This is a genomic window from Chryseobacterium potabilaquae, from assembly GCF_902728265.1.
GTDB classification, from domain to species: domain Bacteria; phylum Bacteroidota; class Bacteroidia; order Flavobacteriales; family Weeksellaceae; genus Chryseobacterium; species Chryseobacterium potabilaquae.
This window is the reverse complement of sequence record NZ_CACVBR010000002.1, coordinates 246,924-263,969: the sequence shown is the minus strand read 5'-3', so window position 1 is coordinate 263,969 and position 17,046 is coordinate 246,924. Positions and strand designations below refer to the sequence as shown.

Here is a 17,046-nt window from a genome sequence, read left to right as displayed (position 1 = left end):
TTTAATTTTTGGTAATTCTAAACCAATCAAAATCTGCATATCCTCCACGAGGGACTTTCGTTGTACTTATACTATATAAACCGACTTTAGCGCCAATCCATTTTCCGGGTTTTGCCTGAAAAACGTGATCTACTTTTGTGAAATTTTTTCCATTTTCACTGTAACTGAATTGACATAGTCCATTAGGTTCGCTAACATGTACTTTTAAATAGGCTTCATTCTCTTTTAATTTTGTTTCGAATAAAACTTTTTCCTCACCACCTTTATCTGCTTTTTCCGCTTTTCTTACTTGGAGATAAAAACCATCCGGTTTATTAGTAATTACAATGGATTCATGGTCTAAACCCATTACTAATAATCCTGCAACTTTTCCTTCTTTGGCGTCTTCGGGAGTTAATTTCACTTTTGTTGAAGCGACAAAATGGGGAGCGGGAAATTTTTGGGTTAATAAATTTGGAATATTCCATAGATTTTTTTCACCTTCAGGAATCTTAATAGAAAATAATCTTAAAAATTTTTGTCCGGGAAGTTTGGATGACCAAACGATATTTTCATTGGCGCTCCATTGCCATTGCAATCCTAATTTATCACCATCAAATTCATCTGTTTCAGAAGGAGTAACAATAGGGTAGGATTGACCAACATTTGGTTTTTTATAGGCTAAAACAGGTTCGCCGATTCCATTTTTATTGTTATCAATTCCCATCATAGGCCAGTCTTTTTCCCATCTCATCGGTTGAAGATGAACAATTCGGCCATAGGTATCAGCATCCTGAAAATGATAAAACCAATCTTCTCCGGAAGGAGTATCTACCCAGGCTCCCTGATGAGGTCCATTGATTTTTGTGGCTCCTTGTTCAAGCACTATTTTTTCTTCATAAGGCCCATAAATATTTTTTGATCTTAGCACTAATTGCCATCCTGTAGCCACCCCACCTGCTGGTGCAAAAATATAATAGTAGCCATTTCTTTTATACATTTTTGGACCTTCAACGGTGGGATGTGCATCATGTCCATCAAAAACATGAACTCCTTTATCCAGGACTTTTGTTCCTTCAGGATTCATTTTATTAAGGGTTAAAATACTTTTTACTCCGGCACGACTTCCTGCCCAGCCATGAACTAAGTAAGGATTTCCATCTTCATCCCAAAATGGACAGGAATCGATCAAACCTTTTCCTTCCATTACTAAAACAGGTTTTTCCCATACTCCGAGGGGATCTTTGGTTTTTACCATATAAATTCCAAAATCAGGATCACCCCAATAAATATAAAATTCATCTTTGTGGAATCTGATACTAGGAGCCCAAACTCCGTCTCCTCGTTTTGGTGTAGAAAAGTGTTCATTGGGTAGAACATCCTGAATAGCATAGTTCACCAATTTCCAGTTCACCATGTCTTTTGAATGAAGAATAGGCAATCCGGGAGCTTCATTGAAACTTGATGCTGTCATATAATAATCTTCTCCAACACGAATAGCGTCGGGGTCTGAGTAATCTGCATACAGAATCGGATTTTTATAGGTTTTTCCCTCATCGGCAATCCATACTTCAGAAACGTAGTTTTTTTCCTGTGCATTCAGATAGGGAGAAGCGATTGAAAGAGCTGTGATTGCGGTTATATGTAAAATATTTATAGTCTTCATAAAAAATCAGATTCATTTATTTTTCAAATTCTAAACATGCTAAAATGAAAGGTCCTGTTCCTTTTGGATCATTGGAACGAATTTCTTCATTTACATAATATTCATAAGAGCCACTTCTGTAAGGATTTCCACCGAGACCTGCTACGGCACAGCATTTATTTAAATTGACTATTCCATTTTTATCAACGGTGATTAGATTTTTAAGGATTCCCTTATATCCTTTTTTAGCATAGCTTTTATACGATTTTGATAAATAGCCTTTGTTAACAGATTTTATCATCGTGTATACAAACATCGATGAACCTGTCGCTTCGAGATAATTTTCTTTTTCCCCACCTTTATCCAGTACTTGATACCATAGTCCGGTTTCTTTATCCTGAACTTTAATAATGGCATCACAGTAAGATTGTAAATAGGAGAGTAGTTTTATCCTTCCTGGATGATTTTGTGGTAAATAATCTAACACGTCAACTATTGCCATTCCGTACCATCCCATCGCTCTGGACCAAAAGTTGGGTGAAAGTCCTGTTTCTTTATTGGCCCAAGCTTGCTCTCTGCTTTCGTCCCATGCGTGGTAGAGTAAACCCGTTTTTTTATCTATAAGATGTTTCTGAATTACATCAAATTGATTAATAATATCATTGTACGCTTTTTCAGTATCTGTACCTTTTGAAAAATATTGGGTATAATGGGCATAAAATGGTTCTCCCATATAAAGACCATCCAACCACATTTGATGAGGATAAATTTTCTTGTGCCAGAAACCTCCTTCCGAAGTTCTTGGTTGCCCATCGATTTGTGAGCGTAGGGTTTGTAAAGCTTTTAAATATTTTTCCTTTTTTTCTTTTTGATAAAGGTATAGTAATACATTTCCGCAATTCAACATATCGAGATTGTATTTTGAAAGATCATAAGAAACAATGCTCCCATCTTCTTTCACCATAGTATCGCCAAACTTTGTAATGTAATTGTAATATTTTTTGTCTCCTGTTTTTTCGTAAATTCTTTCCGCTCCTTCCAAAACAATTGCTGTTGGGTAGCTCCATTTTGGATTTTTATTATAGTCTAGCATCCATGCTTCAGGAAAACGTTTCATTTCAGAAAGCAGCATTCTTTGTGACCAAGGTAATTGACTTGAAATTTTTTCTTTTACTACGAGGCTTATTTCTTTTGGAAAAGTATCTGAAGGTTTTTGTGCAAAAGAAGAAAATGGACTTAAGCATAAAGCTGCTAATGCGTAGATTGTAAGGTTATTTTTAATAAAGTTCATGGTTTTAAACTTTAAAGATGATTATTTTGATCTAATATGTCCAGTTTTTTCGCCAAATCCTGGTAAAACGAATCTTCTGTAGTGAGACCATTAGGCTCTAATGACCATGCCCCCATAAAGTAGTACGAGACATTTTTTGTTTTTTTGAAAATTATCGTGTGGGTAGATTTTGTTTTTACATATTTATCAAAGTTTTCCAAAGGATAGAATACGACCATTCCTAAATTATCATCTTTTTTTGTTTCCGTTTGATTTCCGTAAGTCGCAATATAACCCCATTTTTTATTTTTACTGATGCCTTGTTTTAGTGGGATGTTTTTAATGGCAACAATGCCCGTACATAATCCTGAAATGGTATTACTTAATGCTAAATCTACTTTTACAAAACGATCTTTGGGAAAAATAGTAAGTTTAGAATGTAAATCTATGGCATCACCCCAGGTTTTCCAACCTTCATAATCAATAGTTGCAAAAGACAGCTCTTTTGTATTAGTCACTTTGGCTGTTGTACTTTTTACTATTTTGAAAGTTTCAACATAATCATTCTGTTCATCATATCTTCCATAGGAACCAATTCCAATAGTATGTCCGGATTTTAATATATCTTGCCCCCAAGGAGCATCATGATGATAAGACTCAAACCCATCTTGGCCGACTTCAGGTAAAGATAAAGCTGTTGTTTTTTTACCGAAAATATCTGTCGCATTTCTCCAATCCAGATACAATCGATATCCGATTTGATTGTTTTCCAAACCAATACCTTCGTATCGAATATAAGTAGAATGATCTGTATGAGATTCGGGAATGGTCAATTCTTGGATGTTTTTAAAACTTCCACCGATGTATTGATTCCCGTCCCATTTTCCCCCTTCTTTGACAGAAAGTTCTGCATAAGAAAAAGGAGCGTTTGGATGCTTTTTAATCTCACTAATTACAGAAGTTTGTGCTGCAAAATGAGAACTGATAAACGTCCCTACAAATACTATTTTAAATAAATTGAATTTCATAATGCTTTTCATTAGATAGCCGAATTTGACAAAGAGTTTTCATGGTTATTTCTATTGTTTTTCGGTTATTTTTTTAACAATATCATTAAAATAAACTTCGATATTATCGTAATTTTTGTCTAAATCTCTTCCATTAGGATTAGCAACTTTCGGATTTAATTGATATTTAATTTCCCATTTATCAGGCATTCCATCATTATCTGAATCGAGTAGAGGTACTCCTTGTTTCAAATTCGGAAATCCTCCAACATCTTTTTGAGAATCAATAATTCCATTGGTACTTCCTTTGGAGCCTTTATAGGTAAAGTTTCCGTTTTTTACATCTTTTAAAACATGCAAATCAATCGCGTCTCTCACTAGGCTTGCACCTCCGATATTTAATATTTTTTTATAAGCTTCTTTTGCAGAATGGGTTTTTACATTCTTCTGAATATCGTGTGGATGATTGATTTTAATTGAGTTTTTATCTTGATCTGTTGATTTATAAGAAGGTTTCATTTGTCCAAAAACACCTTTTGTCCAATTATCTTTTGTGATTTCCGGATTTCCTTCTAAGATATTTCCATCGATGTAATATTTTCCCCAGATGTTGTAAACCTCGGTTTTAGGGTTTTCATTTTTATCGATAGCGACTATTCGATTTCTGGTCAATGTCGCAGGGCCGGGTTTGTAATAATTATTAATAATGTTTACATTCATTCCTTCTCCACCGTAGATATTATTGTGGCCCCAATTGTAAATCACATTATTTCGGAAATCAGTAAGATCAGTCAATGCAAATTTACTTCCGGCATATTCTCCTAATCTTGGATTTCTGCTGTCATGGTGTGCATATATATTGTGATGAAATGAAGCCCCTTTTCCTCCTGCAATTCCTCCATAGCCATGAGCACCTTTCTGATGTGCTGAATTTCGAAGACTTTCTGCTATTATGCACCATTGAAGTGTTGTATTTTTATTCACATAAATAGAAACCGTTTCATCCGTTGACCAGCTCATTGAACAATGATCTACGATTAAATTTTTTATAAACCTGGCTCCTAATGCGTCGCCTTCAACCTGCTTGTTATCTCCCATTCTGAATCTCATATAACGTATAATTACGTTATCTGCACCTACAAAGGTTTCGTAATTGGCAATCGTGATTCCTTCTCCGGGAGCGGTTTGCCCTGCAATAGTAACGTTACCTTCGTGTATTTTTAGAGGGGATTCTAAGTAAATTGTTCCTCCTGTTTTAAACACGATATATCTCGGACCTTTTTGATCTAAAGCATATCTTAAAGTTCCTTCTGAGCCATCATCAGATAATTTTGTCACAACATACACTTTTCCGCCACGTCCACCGGTAGTATATCTTCCGAACCCTTCTGCACCGGGAAAACTGAGAATATTCTGAGCATTTGTAAATACGGAAATACTACATATAATGCTTGCGGCTAAAAATTTTGTAAAGTGTTTCATGATAGAAGATTCTTTAATGAATAGGCCTGGATTATTTAAAACTTCTTCTTACGTTCCAAGGTTCTTTTCCTTTAAAAATATTGTCTGTAGTATATTTTTTTCTTTCTTCTTGGGTTAATTGATGTGACCATGAGACTCTTTTTGAAATATTTCCTCCTGTACCTTTGGAATTAAATTCCCCATAAAAAGTGGTCTTTTCAGCATCTGGTTTGTTCCAATTGTGCCACCCTTCCGGTTTTATAATTGAGCTCATTTTACAATCAATATAAACCGTTTTTGCGAATGGTCTCCAAGGTCTTCCTAAATAAACGGATTGGGCAGTAGCATTTCCTATCATTGTTGAATTAATAAAGACAAATCCAAAATTGTTTTCTTGAGGAGTAGAAGCAGCTGTTATATAGCTGGCTGTCTCTTTTGAGTAAATGATACAGTTTTCAAAAAGGGCAGTTCCGGCTCCGAAAATATAGTCAGTTGTTCCTTCAATATAACAGTTTTTGAAGTAATTTCGTGATGGTTTTGTTTTATCCTGTAAATCCTGGGCTCCTTTTAAATATAAAGTGTCCTGATTTCCTAAAAATTTACAATTATTGAATGCTATTCGATCCCCGGAAGTGAGAACAGCTACGGCTTGTCCCACTCTTCCTGAGCTGTTTTCAAATGAAATATCTTTTGCGGTAAAATCATTCGAATAAATAAAAATGGTAGAAGAACCTGTTGTTCCGATTTCTTTTCCTTCCGAATTCCTTTTTGAAGCATAATCATCATAAGTGATAATGGTATTTTCAGGACTTTCTCCCTCTAGGAAAATAGGACCTTTGGTTTCTGGAACAACAATTTTTTCTTTATAAATTCCGGCTTTTATGATAATTTTTGTTCTTGTTATGGAGTTATCTTTAACGGCATTAATGGCTTGTTGTATTGTTGTAAAATTGCCTTTTCCTTCTTTTGAAACTACTATTATTGGATCATGAGTTTTAAAGGAAAGAAGGCATAACCATGCTATTGAAGAGATAGAAAACAAATTAAAATGAGTAGTAAAAGCAGAAGTCTTCATAACGTTTTCATTTGATTTAAAACACAGACTTAACCATGGATAAGCCTGTATTTTAATTTGATATGAATGTATTTTTTATGTCTAGTAACCGTAATCTTGAGTAAGGTTATAATTAGAGTTGATTACATCTAATGCAATGGGTAGGAGTTCTTTTTTGTTCGGCTGAAAATAATAAGCATAACTCTTGATAGGGTCTCCACTTATATAGGCTTGTGTCATAGCAAGCCTCCAGTTTATTTTAGTATATCCGGAAGGAGTTGCAACACTTTGATTTGGACTATAAAAAACATCAGCTTTCGCAATACCGTTTACATAAAAATCAATATCTAATACATTTTGTTGTGCAGTTTTAGATGGAGTGTAGTTTGAAACACTTGAAGATGGCTTTTTATAAAAAATATATTCCGGTACATTTGCATAGGCTCCTGTTCCGTTCATGAAATTGGTAAGCTTTTGCCTTGTTTCATTAATTTTTGCCTCTAAGAGATTCCAACGAATTAAATCATATTTTCTAAGCCCTTCACCTCCAAATTCTAACATTCTTTCTTTAACGATATAATTAAAAAAGCCTATTTTATCTGTAGGAATAGTTCCAACTTGTCCTAAATTACCTGTATATGCTCTTTGTCGCACTGCTAGAACAGCATTCATGGCATCTTGTGAAGCTCCATTGTGAAGTTCGTTATCAGCTTCTGCATACATTAATAAAATGTCGGAGTATCTTAATAAAGGCCAATCAATTCCAAGATTTTGGGAAGTTCCGGTAATACTTGTCCAAGATTTTCTAAATTTACCATCATTCCAGTTGATAGAGGTTTGAAGATCTTCTTGTTTTGATGTACTTACTCTAAATATAGCGATGTTTACATCTCTTCTTAGATCATATTTACTGAATTCGTAAAAATAAGTGGGAATAGCATTAATTCCTCCGGATGATTTCCAATCTGTATCATCATGTCTTAAGCCATTGTAATATCCTATTTTGGAGTCCGTTCTTGAATTTCCCCCGAAAGCACCAACCGCAAATATGATTTCATTAGAAGTATCTTGAGAATTGGTATGTAATGTTCTAAAAAGTCCTTCATAGCTTGGATTCAGACTGTGTTGCCCCGAGTTGATAATATCTTTACACTCGTCATATGCTATTTGATAATATTTTTGAGGATTTGAGCCTTGCATCATTAATTGTGGATTTCTACGAAGAGAATATCCCGCTCTTGCTAAAGCTATTCTTGCTCGTAATCCTTTTACTGCTGCTTTCGAAATCCTTTGAGCGGTTGTTCCTCCTTCGGATCTCCATGGAACTAATGTAGCCGCTTTTGCTAAATCATCAAGAATCTTATCATAAATAATATCCCTATCAGTTTTAGGCAGATATACTGAAGAAAGATCAGCAGATGGAATTTCTTGAAAAGGTACGTCTCCCCAGTTTTTAATCAAATCATAATAAAATTGAGCCCTTAACGTGAGGGCTTCACCCAGATATCGGTCCATTAATCTTTTATCTGTTTCAGATCCCGTCTGATAAACAGGAGAGATCGGAATATTTTTAATTACAAGATTAGCTCTTTCGATACCGGCATACGTATCTAAGAAAGGTCTTAAGAGTTCTGTATTAGTGGGAACAGCTCCAAAACAACTGATTCCTCTTCTATCATTGGCATTATAATCTCCTGAAGTTCTTAAATCGTCACCTGCTTGAGTAAGAATAAGGTTCATTCTTTGGCCATAGGTATTATCTCCCATGATACTGTTATAAACACCAACTAATGCAGAGAAAGTATCTGCGGCAGAGTCGAATTGCTGTTTTTCTGCTGTATTGGAAAGATTTTCTACATCTAAGTAATCGCTACAAGAATTAAACGAAACTATACCAACAAGAGAAAAGAAAATGCTTAAAAATTTATTTTTGTTCATAAGTTTAGTTTTAGAAAGTGATATCAATTCCTGATAAAATAAATCGGCTTCTTGGATAGGCTGAATAATCTACCCCGGGAGTCAGCGGGTTTCTTCTTGTATTGGCTTCAGGATCGAACCCGGAGTATCCTGTAATTGTAAACAAATTATTAACCGTTGCATATAACCTAAGATTTTTGACACCAATGGCATCTAGTGACCCCTTAGGAAGGCTATATCCTATAGTAAGATTATTTAATCTTAAGAAAGATCCGTCTTCAATAGCATACGAGTGAAGGAAATATGCTCCAGCTGGCGGAGTCCACATCGTTGTATTGGCATTAAGAGCAGCAAGAGCAGTAGGATCTGTAACTTTATTTCCTGCCGCATCGAACCATTTCCATCGGTCTGCTACTTCTGCAAGCATATTATTGTCTTTATATAAATATTGTGTGGTATATTCTATCTTATTGGCATTATAGACTTTATTTCCTATGGAAAAATTGAACAACATGCTCATATCCCAATTTTTATAGCGGAAAGTTTGACTGAAGCCACCATAGAATTTAGGTTGAGCACTTCCTAGATCTGTCATGTCATTGGAGTCAATTACTCCATCACCATTAGTATCTTGTAGTTTAAGATCGCCGGGTTGAATAGGCTTAGCACCATTAGCTACTGCCGCAGAGCTTGCTATGCCGGACTTTAATGTATAAGCTTGAGTAGTAGAATTATAATCAAAATCGCTAACTTCATATCTTCCTGCAGTAACATAGCCCCAATATGTCCCTACGGGTTTGCCTACTTGCACTAAGAAATCAAAAAGGTTGTTTTGCCAGCCGGAAGGATAATAATAAAAGTTTGAGCTTGATGAAGCATTATTTCCTAAACTTTTGATGGTATTTTTATTGGAAGAAATATTACCATCTATTTTCCAAGTAAAGTTTTCTTTATTAATAATAGTTCCTCCTAACGCTAGCTCTATGCCTTTATTTTGACTACTCCCGGAATTTTGGTATTGATATTCATAACCGGTTGTTTGAGGGATCTTTGCTAAAAGTAATAAGTCTTTGGTATCTGTTTGATAAACATCAAGTGTTCCATATAGTCTCCCTTTGAAAAAACCAAAATCTAAACCTGCATTTTGTGAGGTGGCTGTTTCCCATTTTACATTAGGATTGGCCATAATATTTCCGGTAGTAGCACCGGGTGTAACACTTGTACCAAAAGCATAACCATAGTCGGAAGATGAGGTAAAGAAAGTATCATATAAAAAAGATCCAATTCTATTATTTCCAGACTGTCCAAATCCTACACGTAGCTTTAATTCTGTAATTGAATTATTGTCTTTCAAGAAATTTTCTTCTGTAATTTTCCAAGCTAAAGATGCTGCAGGAAAATATCCCCATTGATTAGCACCTGGTTTGAAAACACTTGAACCATCTGTTCTCATCGAAACAGTGGCAATATATTTGTTTTTATAAATATAATTAGCTCTTCCGAAGAAAGATGCTAAACGATCTACTTCTCTTGCGGTTCTAGGAGCATCTTGAACCATTCCTGCAGGAGGAGAAGCTAATTGGATGTTGGCAAACGCCTCTTGTGCTGATACCGATTCTGGAAACCACTTTATATTGAAGGAGGTAGATTCTCCATCTGTTCTTACTGTTTCTTGTCCCACTAAGAAATCTAATTTATGATCTCCAAATGTTTTCTTATAATTTAAGGTATTGGTATTGGTGATCTTTCTAGATTGTGTGTTACTTAAAAATACAACGGGCTGATCATTATTTTGTCTTGCAAGAGTGGTAACTGTACCAGAAAACTGATTGACCGTTTGGTCTCTCTGTACATATCCTACTACGCTTCGGAATGTGAAATCTTTACTGATTTTATATTCTAAGGTCCCATTCAACATTAAGTCTTGTCTACCATTTTCTTTGATTTCATTATTAGCTAATAAAACAGGATTTACAAGATTGGTTTGGTCTGCAAATAAAGGATCAAATTCGTCTACATTGACGGTTGATCCTCCTTCAAAAGGTTGATATCTTATTGCATTTCTTAACCTGTTGGTACTTTGAGACCCAGAAGCTGAAGTTCCTGCTCCATAAATGGTTTGTCTACTGTAACGGGCATTAAGACCAATATTTAATTTTTTAGATACATCATAATCATATCGAAAATTGGCCATGTTTCTTTTAAAGGAAGATCCTATCATTACTCCATCTTCTTGAACATTATTGAGGGTTAAAGAAAATGCAGAGTTATCGGATCCTCCCGTAATAGATATGTTGTGAGTGAAATTAAAAGCTTCTCTTCCGAAAACTTTATCTTGCCAGTCCACTTTTTTTACCGACTGATACTTGCTCAGTTGGTCAAATGTTCCATAACGTAGATTAAACGCAGTCATATCAGATTCTACTCCATTTTTGTAATAGAGTTCATACTGATAAAGCGCATATTGATAAGGATCTAACACATTGATTTTGTTCTGGATTTTTCTTACTCCTACAAAACCGTTATAATTGATGGTAGTTTTTGCTCTTTTCCGCCCACCCTTGGTTGTAATTAAAACCACTCCATTGGCCCCCCTAGAACCGAAAATTGAGGTGGAGGATGCATCTTTTAATACTTCAATTGATTCAATTTCTTTTGGAGAGAGAATTGTTAATGCGTTATCCATTTGAATACCATCGACAATATACAAAGGAGCATTACTTTGTGTAATAGAGTTTCCTCCTCGAACCACAATATCAACATCGGCTCCTGGAGCTCCTTCACTTAGAGAAACTTGTACACCGGCTAATCTTCCTTGAATGGCCTCTGCAGCATTAGTAGAAGGCATATCTTTAAGAGCTTCTCCTTTTACGGAAGAAACAGCATTCGTAACATCTTTTTTAGAAACTTTCGTGTATCCTACCAAAACCACTTCATCTATTTTGGTTTCTTTTTCCTTTTTAGGTTCTTTTTCTTGAGCCATACTAAGGACAGGAATTAGAAAGACAGTTAAATATAACCACTTTATTGATTGTACTCTTTTATCCATTTTTGTATCCTTATAGTTTAGTTTTATTGAAAAGGTTTCAATTGTTGTTTTTTTTCTTCTTTGGATTTTTCAAGTATTCTATATGTTCTAGTGGTAAATTTTTAAAATTTTTACGCATTTTAAAAGTGCAATCGATTGCGTAATTATTCATAACCAGTTATCTTGGCTTCTAAACTAATATTATTTTCCAATACACCAAGAAAAAAATATTATTTTTCTATTAATTTGACTGTTTAGGTTGTTAAAATTCACTAAACGATTGTTGGTTAGTTTATTTTATTTAATTGATATTCATGTGTTTGTGTGTGTAATTTGACAATATATAATCTTATGAAAAAAATGTATTTTTTTTAATACTTAATATTTTTATACTTGATATTTTACTTGATTTTGATGTTTTTTTGTGTGTAAATTTTCCCCAAAATGATATTCAAGGAGTTAAATTTTAGTTTTTTTTCTGATTTTTATCATATTTTCTAAGAAGTATTTTCTCTGAATTTTTTCTATTTTTAATGATTGTATATATATGATGTATTATGTGAATAGAAAAATGATTATTTTTGATGAATTAATATTGTTTTTTTCCTTTCTATTTTGGCACGATTTTATTTATTAATTAATCCAGAGCATTATTTTGGGGTAAAATAAATCCTCTAATTTTAAATTTTTTCCTGATTTTTTTCCATTATTTAAAAATTATTTAACTGTAAATCAGTTAATTATGTATTAAAATTAAATTTTTGTTAACTAATTGAATAATAATTATATATTTAACCACAGGTATTTCTATAATTTTCAGTGTAATTTTATGCAATCGATTACACAATGTTTAATAGGTTTGAGGAAACCATAAAAAATAAAGGACAAAAATAGAGAGTATGATACAATCTGAATTTCGTTACGCCCACCATCCTGAAGATGTCAAAAAATATACAACTGAAGAGCTTAGGAGGGAGTTTCTAATAGATGATTTATTTAATGAGGATAAGGTGAAACTAGTCTATTCTATGTATGATAGGCTCATTGTAGGAGGAATAATGCCTTTCTCAAAAGCCTTAAAATTGGAAACAATAGATGATTTAAAAGCCACCCATTTCCTTGATAGGAGAGAGCTGGGAATTATCAATATTGGTGGGAAAGGTAAAATAACGATAGATGGAGAAATATATGAGCTTGGAAATAAAGAAGCTTTATATGTTGGAAAAGGTTCAAAAGATATAATTTTTGAAAAAGTGGGTCATGAGCAACCTTATTTTTACATGAATTCTGCACCCGCACATCACGCTTATCCAACGAAAAAAATTACTAAAAATGAAGCTGAGATTGTAGAGTTGGGAGAAACGAAATATGCGAACAAACGTATTATCAATAAGCTTATTGTGAATAGTGTTCTTGAAACGTGCCAACTACAGATGGGAATGACGGAACTTCAAGTGGGCAGTGTTTGGAATACAATGCCGGCACATACACACAGTAGAAGAATGGAAGCTTATTTTTATTTTGACCTGGAAGAAGGTCAAACCGTAAGTCATTTTATGGGAGAACCTCATGAAACACGGCATATTTTCATGAAGAATAATCAAGCTGTGTTATCTCCCGAATGGTCAATTCATTCAGGAGTAGGGACTTCTCATTATACTTTTATATGGGGTATGGCCGGAGAAAATATGGATTACGGTGATATGGACGGGATCAAGACAAACGAACTAAAGTAATTTTTCTAATGAATTTATTTGATTTATCCGGAAAGGTAGCCGTCATTACAGGCGGTACTCACGGATTAGGAATGGCAATGGCAGAAGGCCTTGCTGCTGCAGGTGCTGAACTTGCTATTACAAGCACAACCCCTTCAAAATTAGACCAAGCTTTGCATTTTTATCAAGAAAAAGGATATAAAGTTACAGGATATCTTTTTGATGTGACGGATGAGCGTGAAGCAGCTCAGAAAGTAGCCCTTATGGAAGCTACTCATGGAAAAATAGATATCCTAGTTAATAATGCAGGAATTATAAAACGTGTTCCTGCTATTGATATGGAAGTAGAAGACTTTAGAAAAGTTATTGATGTAGACCTTACCGGACCTTTTATTATGTCACAATTAGTGGGAAAACATATGATAAAAAAACAATCCGGGAAAATTATCAATATCTGTTCAATGATGAGTGAACTGGGTCGCGACAACGTAGTAGCATATGCTTCCGCGAAGGGAGGCCTTAAAATGTTGACGAAAAATCTAGCAACAGAATGGGCAAAATATAATATTCAGGTGAATGGGATTGGCCCGGGATATTTTGCAACTTCTCAGACAGAACCTATCCGAGTAGAGGGAAATCCGTTCAATGATTTTATCATTAGCAGGACACCCGAAGGAAGGTGGGGAAATCCTGAAGATCTTGCAGGGACAGCTATTTTCTTAGCATCTGAAGCGAGCAGGTTTATCAACGGTCAAATTATTTATGTTGATGGAGGTATTTTGGCAACCATAGGTAAACCTGTGAATGAATAACAACAGAACTACATTTAGAATGAAACCTTTTATTACAAATAATTTTTTATTACAAAATAAATACGCAGAGGAACTTTATTTCAAATATGCAGAAAAGCAACCCATCATAGATTATCATAATCATTTGATTCCTAAAGATATTGCAGAAGATACTATTTTCGAAAATATTTCTAAGGTTTGGATTGCCGGTGACCATTACAAATGGAGAGCTATGCGTACATTGGGGATCAATGAAAAATTTATCACAGGGAATGCTTCTGATAAAGAGAAATTTCAAGCTTGGGCAAAAACCGTGCCTTATACCTTGAGAAACCCTTTGTATCATTGGACACATTTAGAACTAAAAAGATATTTTGGAATTGATGAGCTGTTAAGTGAAGATAATGCATCGGATATCTATGATAATATTACGGCTCAGCTTCAGACTCCTAATAAATCAACAAGAGGATTATTGAAAATGATGAATATAGAATCTCTGTGTACTACTGAAGATCCTACAGACATTTTGAATTATCATCAATATTTAGCAAAAAGTAATTTTGATATTAGAGTAAGTACTGCTTTTCGTCCTGATAAAGCGATTTTGATTGAAAATCATAATTTTACAGATTACTTATTAAAATTAGGTGACTCAGCCGGAATTGAAATTAATTCTTACCAAACGTTGTGTGATGCTTTGGTCAAAAGAATTGAATATTTTCACGAAAAGGGATGCCGATTATGTGATCATGGGCTCAACAATATTTCTTTTGAAGAAGCTACAGAATCAGAACTAAATTCCATTTTTAAGGATAAATTATCAGGAAAAGTTATTGCAGAAAAGCAAGTGAATCAATTTAAAACCGCTATTTTATTATTCTTGGGTGAAACATATCATAGATATGGATGGGTTCAGCAGTTCCATCTGGGAGCATTAAGGAATAATAATGAAAGAATGCATAGGATTTTAGGTCCGGATACAGGTTGGGATTCTATTGGTGATTTTGTTCAGACTGAAACTTTGTCTAAATTTTTAAATACGTTAGATGGAAAAGATAAATTAACGAAGACGATTCTGTATAATTTGAACCCTGCTGACAATGAAATTTTTGCAACAATGATTGGAAATTTCAATGATGGAAGTATCAAAGGGAAAGTTCAGTTTGGTTCTGGATGGTGGTTTCTGGACCAAAAAGACGGAATGGTCAAACAAATGAACGCTCTGTCAAACATGGGACTTATCAGTTGTTTTGTGGGAATGTTAACGGATTCCAGAAGCTTTCTTTCTTATCCGAGACATGAATATTTCAGACGAGTCTTGTGTAATCTTTTCGGTGAAGAAATGAAAAATGGTGAATTACCGGATGATATTGAGTTAATTGGTAAAACAATTTCGGATATTTGTTATCATAATGCGAAGGATTATTTTGATTTTTAATTAAAAGTTATGAATACCAAAATAATCACATTTGGTGAAGTGATCATGAGACTTTCACCTCCGGGGAACAGAACGATGAAACAAAGCCACGAAATGGAATTCTTTTTCGGAGGGACAGAATTGAATGTAGCCTCTTCATTGGCAACAATGGGTTGTGACGTAAGACATATAAGTAGCGTTTCTAATGATTTTGTCGGGGAAGCGGCAGTTTCTTTCATCAAAAGTTTTGGAATTGACACGACTTTCATTACCAAAAATGACCACCCTTTAGGACTATATTTCCTTGAAGTAGGTTCTTCAGTAAGGGCAAGCAGGATTGCATACAATAGATTGAATGGTTCTTTTGCCCATATCCCTTCCGGACAGATTGATTGGAAAAAAGCACTTGAAGGCTGTAAATATTTTCATTGGACAGGTATTAGTCCGGGAATTTCTGAAAGTGTATATAACAATTTGAAAGAGGGACTTGAAATAGCACGGCAAATGGGGATTGAGGTAACTACAGATCCTGCCTACCGCTCAAACCTTTGGAAATACGGCAAAAAAGGGAAGGATATTTTAAAAGAATTGGTTTCTTATTCTACTATTTTTATTGGAGGTGTGAATGAAATCAATGAACTCTTGGGAACTCAGTTTTCATCAGATAAAGAAGGTTTTATAGCAGCTTCTAAAGAATTAAAACAACAAATTCCTTCTATTGATAAAGTTTTCGATAAGATCAGAATTGGGGTTACTGCTAGTGATCAACAAACGCAAGGAAGATCTGTGATCAAAGGTCAGTATTTTGAGACTACAATTTTGGAGATAAATCCGGTAGTTGACAGAATTGGAACGGGAGATGCTTTTGCTGCAGGATTGATCTATGGATTATTGAATTTTGATGATGAGAAAGCATTAAAGTTTGCGAATGCTGCATGCGCAATAAAACATACGATTCTTGGAGATATCAATTATTGTAGTGTGGAAGATATTCTGGAAGTGATGAACGGAAACTCAGGAGGAAGAATAAAAAGATAGTTATGGCAAGATTTACACGCATAGAAGTGGCATTGAAAATAAAAGAAACAGGTATTGTTCCTGTATTTTACCACTCTGACACAGAAATTGGAAAGAAAATTTTAAAAGCCTGTTACGAAGGGGGGGCTAGAGTTTTTGAATTTACTAATCGAGGTGATTTTGCTCATGAAGTATTTGCGGAATTGATAAAATATGCAGAAAAAGAATTGCCCGAATTGATTTTAGGAATTGGCTCTATTATTGATGCTGGCACGGCTTCTTTATACATTCAAAAAGGGACCAATTTTATTGTAGCTCCTATGCTCAATCCTGAGGTAGCAAAAGTTTGTAACAGAAGAAAAATTTCATGGATGCCCGGTTGTGGATCTGTATCTGAAATTTCTTATGCGGAAGAATTAGGAGCTGAAATTGTGAAAATCTTTCCTGCGACTCAAGTGGGAGGACCGGAATTCATCAAAGCAGTAAAAGGTCCTATGCCTTGGTCCCATATTATGCCTACAGGGGGAGTATTACCCACAGAGGAAAATATTTCAGAATGGATTGCTGCAGGAGCATACTGTGTAGGTTTAGGTTCACAACTATTTGTAAAAAATGACAATGGAGAATATGACTATAGAAAAATTACAGAAACTGTGATGCATTCTATTCAAGTCATTCAGAAATTAAGATAATTTTTAGCGTAGAGATTCGGTCACATGATCCATTTTAGATGTAAAGGATAGAA

At 34.6% G+C, this 17,046-nt stretch carries 12 protein-coding genes; 5 read left to right on the top strand and 7 right to left on the bottom strand.

Annotated features, from left to right (window positions below; translation table 11 throughout):
• Position 1 precedes the first annotated feature (1 nt).
• From CHRY9293_RS02430 to CHRY9293_RS02400, 7 genes are all read right to left on the bottom strand, one after another.
• Positions 2–1,645 (bottom strand): glycoside hydrolase family 43 protein, encoded by a 1,644-nt coding sequence (locus tag CHRY9293_RS02430; RefSeq protein ID WP_162031442.1) that lies wholly within the window; start codon positions 1,643–1,645, stop codon positions 2–4.
• Between the two features lie 16 nt (positions 1,646–1,661).
• Positions 1,662–2,915: a glycoside hydrolase family 88/105 protein gene (locus CHRY9293_RS02425; RefSeq protein WP_162031441.1), complete on the bottom strand. Its 1,254-nt coding sequence runs from the start codon at positions 2,913–2,915 to the stop codon at positions 1,662–1,664.
• Between the two features lie 11 nt (positions 2,916–2,926).
• Complete coding sequence (locus CHRY9293_RS02420) at positions 2,927–3,922, bottom strand: DUF4861 family protein (protein WP_162031440.1); 996 nt, start codon at positions 3,920–3,922, stop codon at positions 2,927–2,929.
• A gap of 51 nt (positions 3,923–3,973) precedes the next feature.
• Positions 3,974–5,383 carry a pectate lyase family protein gene (locus CHRY9293_RS02415; RefSeq protein WP_185153186.1) on the bottom strand — a complete coding sequence of 470 codons (1,410 nt, stop codon included), beginning with the start codon at positions 5,381–5,383 and terminating at the stop codon, positions 3,974–3,976.
• A gap of 31 nt (positions 5,384–5,414) precedes the next feature.
• Positions 5,415–6,437, bottom strand: coding sequence for a pectinesterase family protein (locus tag CHRY9293_RS02410; protein WP_162031439.1), 1,023 nt, complete (start codon positions 6,435–6,437; stop codon positions 5,415–5,417).
• A gap of 81 nt (positions 6,438–6,518) precedes the next feature.
• A complete protein-coding gene (locus CHRY9293_RS02405; RefSeq protein ID WP_162031438.1) occupies positions 6,519–8,354 on the bottom strand; it encodes a RagB/SusD family nutrient uptake outer membrane protein in 1,836 nt (611 codons plus the stop codon).
• 10 nt (positions 8,355–8,364) lie between these two features.
• Complete coding sequence (locus CHRY9293_RS02400; protein WP_162031437.1) at positions 8,365–11,382, bottom strand: SusC/RagA family TonB-linked outer membrane protein; 3,018 nt, start codon at positions 11,380–11,382, stop codon at positions 8,365–8,367.
• 878 nt (positions 11,383–12,260) lie between these two features.
• Here CHRY9293_RS02400 and kduI point away from each other — a divergent pair.
• From kduI to CHRY9293_RS02370, 5 genes are read left to right on the top strand one after another with little or no spacing between them, the layout of a single operon-like run.
• On the top strand, positions 12,261–13,097 hold the full coding sequence (kduI, locus tag CHRY9293_RS02390) for a 5-dehydro-4-deoxy-D-glucuronate isomerase (RefSeq protein ID WP_162031436.1): 837 nt from the start codon (positions 12,261–12,263) through the stop codon (positions 13,095–13,097).
• An 8-nt stretch (positions 13,098–13,105) separates the two neighbouring features.
• Positions 13,106–13,888 (top strand): gluconate 5-dehydrogenase, encoded by a 783-nt coding sequence (locus tag CHRY9293_RS02385; RefSeq protein WP_162031435.1) that lies wholly within the window; start codon positions 13,106–13,108, stop codon positions 13,886–13,888.
• A complete protein-coding gene (gene uxaC, locus CHRY9293_RS02380) occupies positions 13,881–15,305 on the top strand; it encodes a glucuronate isomerase (protein WP_228455444.1) in 1,425 nt (474 codons plus the stop codon). The genes CHRY9293_RS02385 and uxaC overlap by 8 nt, the downstream gene beginning before the upstream one ends.
• A 9-nt stretch (positions 15,306–15,314) precedes the next feature.
• Positions 15,315–16,322 carry a sugar kinase gene (locus tag CHRY9293_RS02375; RefSeq protein ID WP_162031434.1) on the top strand — a complete coding sequence of 336 codons (1,008 nt, stop codon included), beginning with the start codon at positions 15,315–15,317 and terminating at the stop codon, positions 16,320–16,322.
• Between the two features lie 2 nt (positions 16,323–16,324).
• Complete coding sequence (locus CHRY9293_RS02370) at positions 16,325–16,993, top strand: bifunctional 4-hydroxy-2-oxoglutarate aldolase/2-dehydro-3-deoxy-phosphogluconate aldolase (protein ID WP_162031433.1); 669 nt, start codon at positions 16,325–16,327, stop codon at positions 16,991–16,993.
• The last annotated feature ends 53 nt before the right edge of the window (positions 16,994–17,046 follow it).

Coding starts and splice junctions, on each gene's coding strand:
- CHRY9293_RS02430 (WP_162031442.1), bottom strand. CDS start 1,645: ATGAAGACTATAAATATTTTACATATAACCGCAATCACAGCTCTTTCA.
- CHRY9293_RS02425 (WP_162031441.1), bottom strand. CDS start 2,915: ATGAACTTTATTAAAAATAACCTTACAATCTACGCATTAGCAGCTTTA.
- CHRY9293_RS02420 (WP_162031440.1), bottom strand. CDS start 3,922: ATGAAATTCAATTTATTTAAAATAGTATTTGTAGGGACGTTTATCAGT.
- CHRY9293_RS02415 (WP_185153186.1), bottom strand. CDS start 5,383: ATGAAACACTTTACAAAATTTTTAGCCGCAAGCATTATATGTAGTATT.
- CHRY9293_RS02410 (WP_162031439.1), bottom strand. CDS start 6,437: ATGAAGACTTCTGCTTTTACTACTCATTTTAATTTGTTTTCTATCTCT.
- CHRY9293_RS02405 (WP_162031438.1), bottom strand. CDS start 8,354: ATGAACAAAAATAAATTTTTAAGCATTTTCTTTTCTCTTGTTGGTATA.
- CHRY9293_RS02400 (WP_162031437.1), bottom strand. CDS start 11,382: ATGGATAAAAGAGTACAATCAATAAAGTGGTTATATTTAACTGTCTTT.
- kduI (WP_162031436.1), top strand. CDS start 12,261: ATGATACAATCTGAATTTCGTTACGCCCACCATCCTGAAGATGTCAAA.
- CHRY9293_RS02385 (WP_162031435.1), top strand. CDS start 13,106: ATGAATTTATTTGATTTATCCGGAAAGGTAGCCGTCATTACAGGCGGT.
- uxaC (WP_228455444.1), top strand. CDS start 13,881: ATGAATAACAACAGAACTACATTTAGAATGAAACCTTTTATTACAAAT.
- CHRY9293_RS02375 (WP_162031434.1), top strand. CDS start 15,315: ATGAATACCAAAATAATCACATTTGGTGAAGTGATCATGAGACTTTCA.
- CHRY9293_RS02370 (WP_162031433.1), top strand. CDS start 16,325: ATGGCAAGATTTACACGCATAGAAGTGGCATTGAAAATAAAAGAAACA.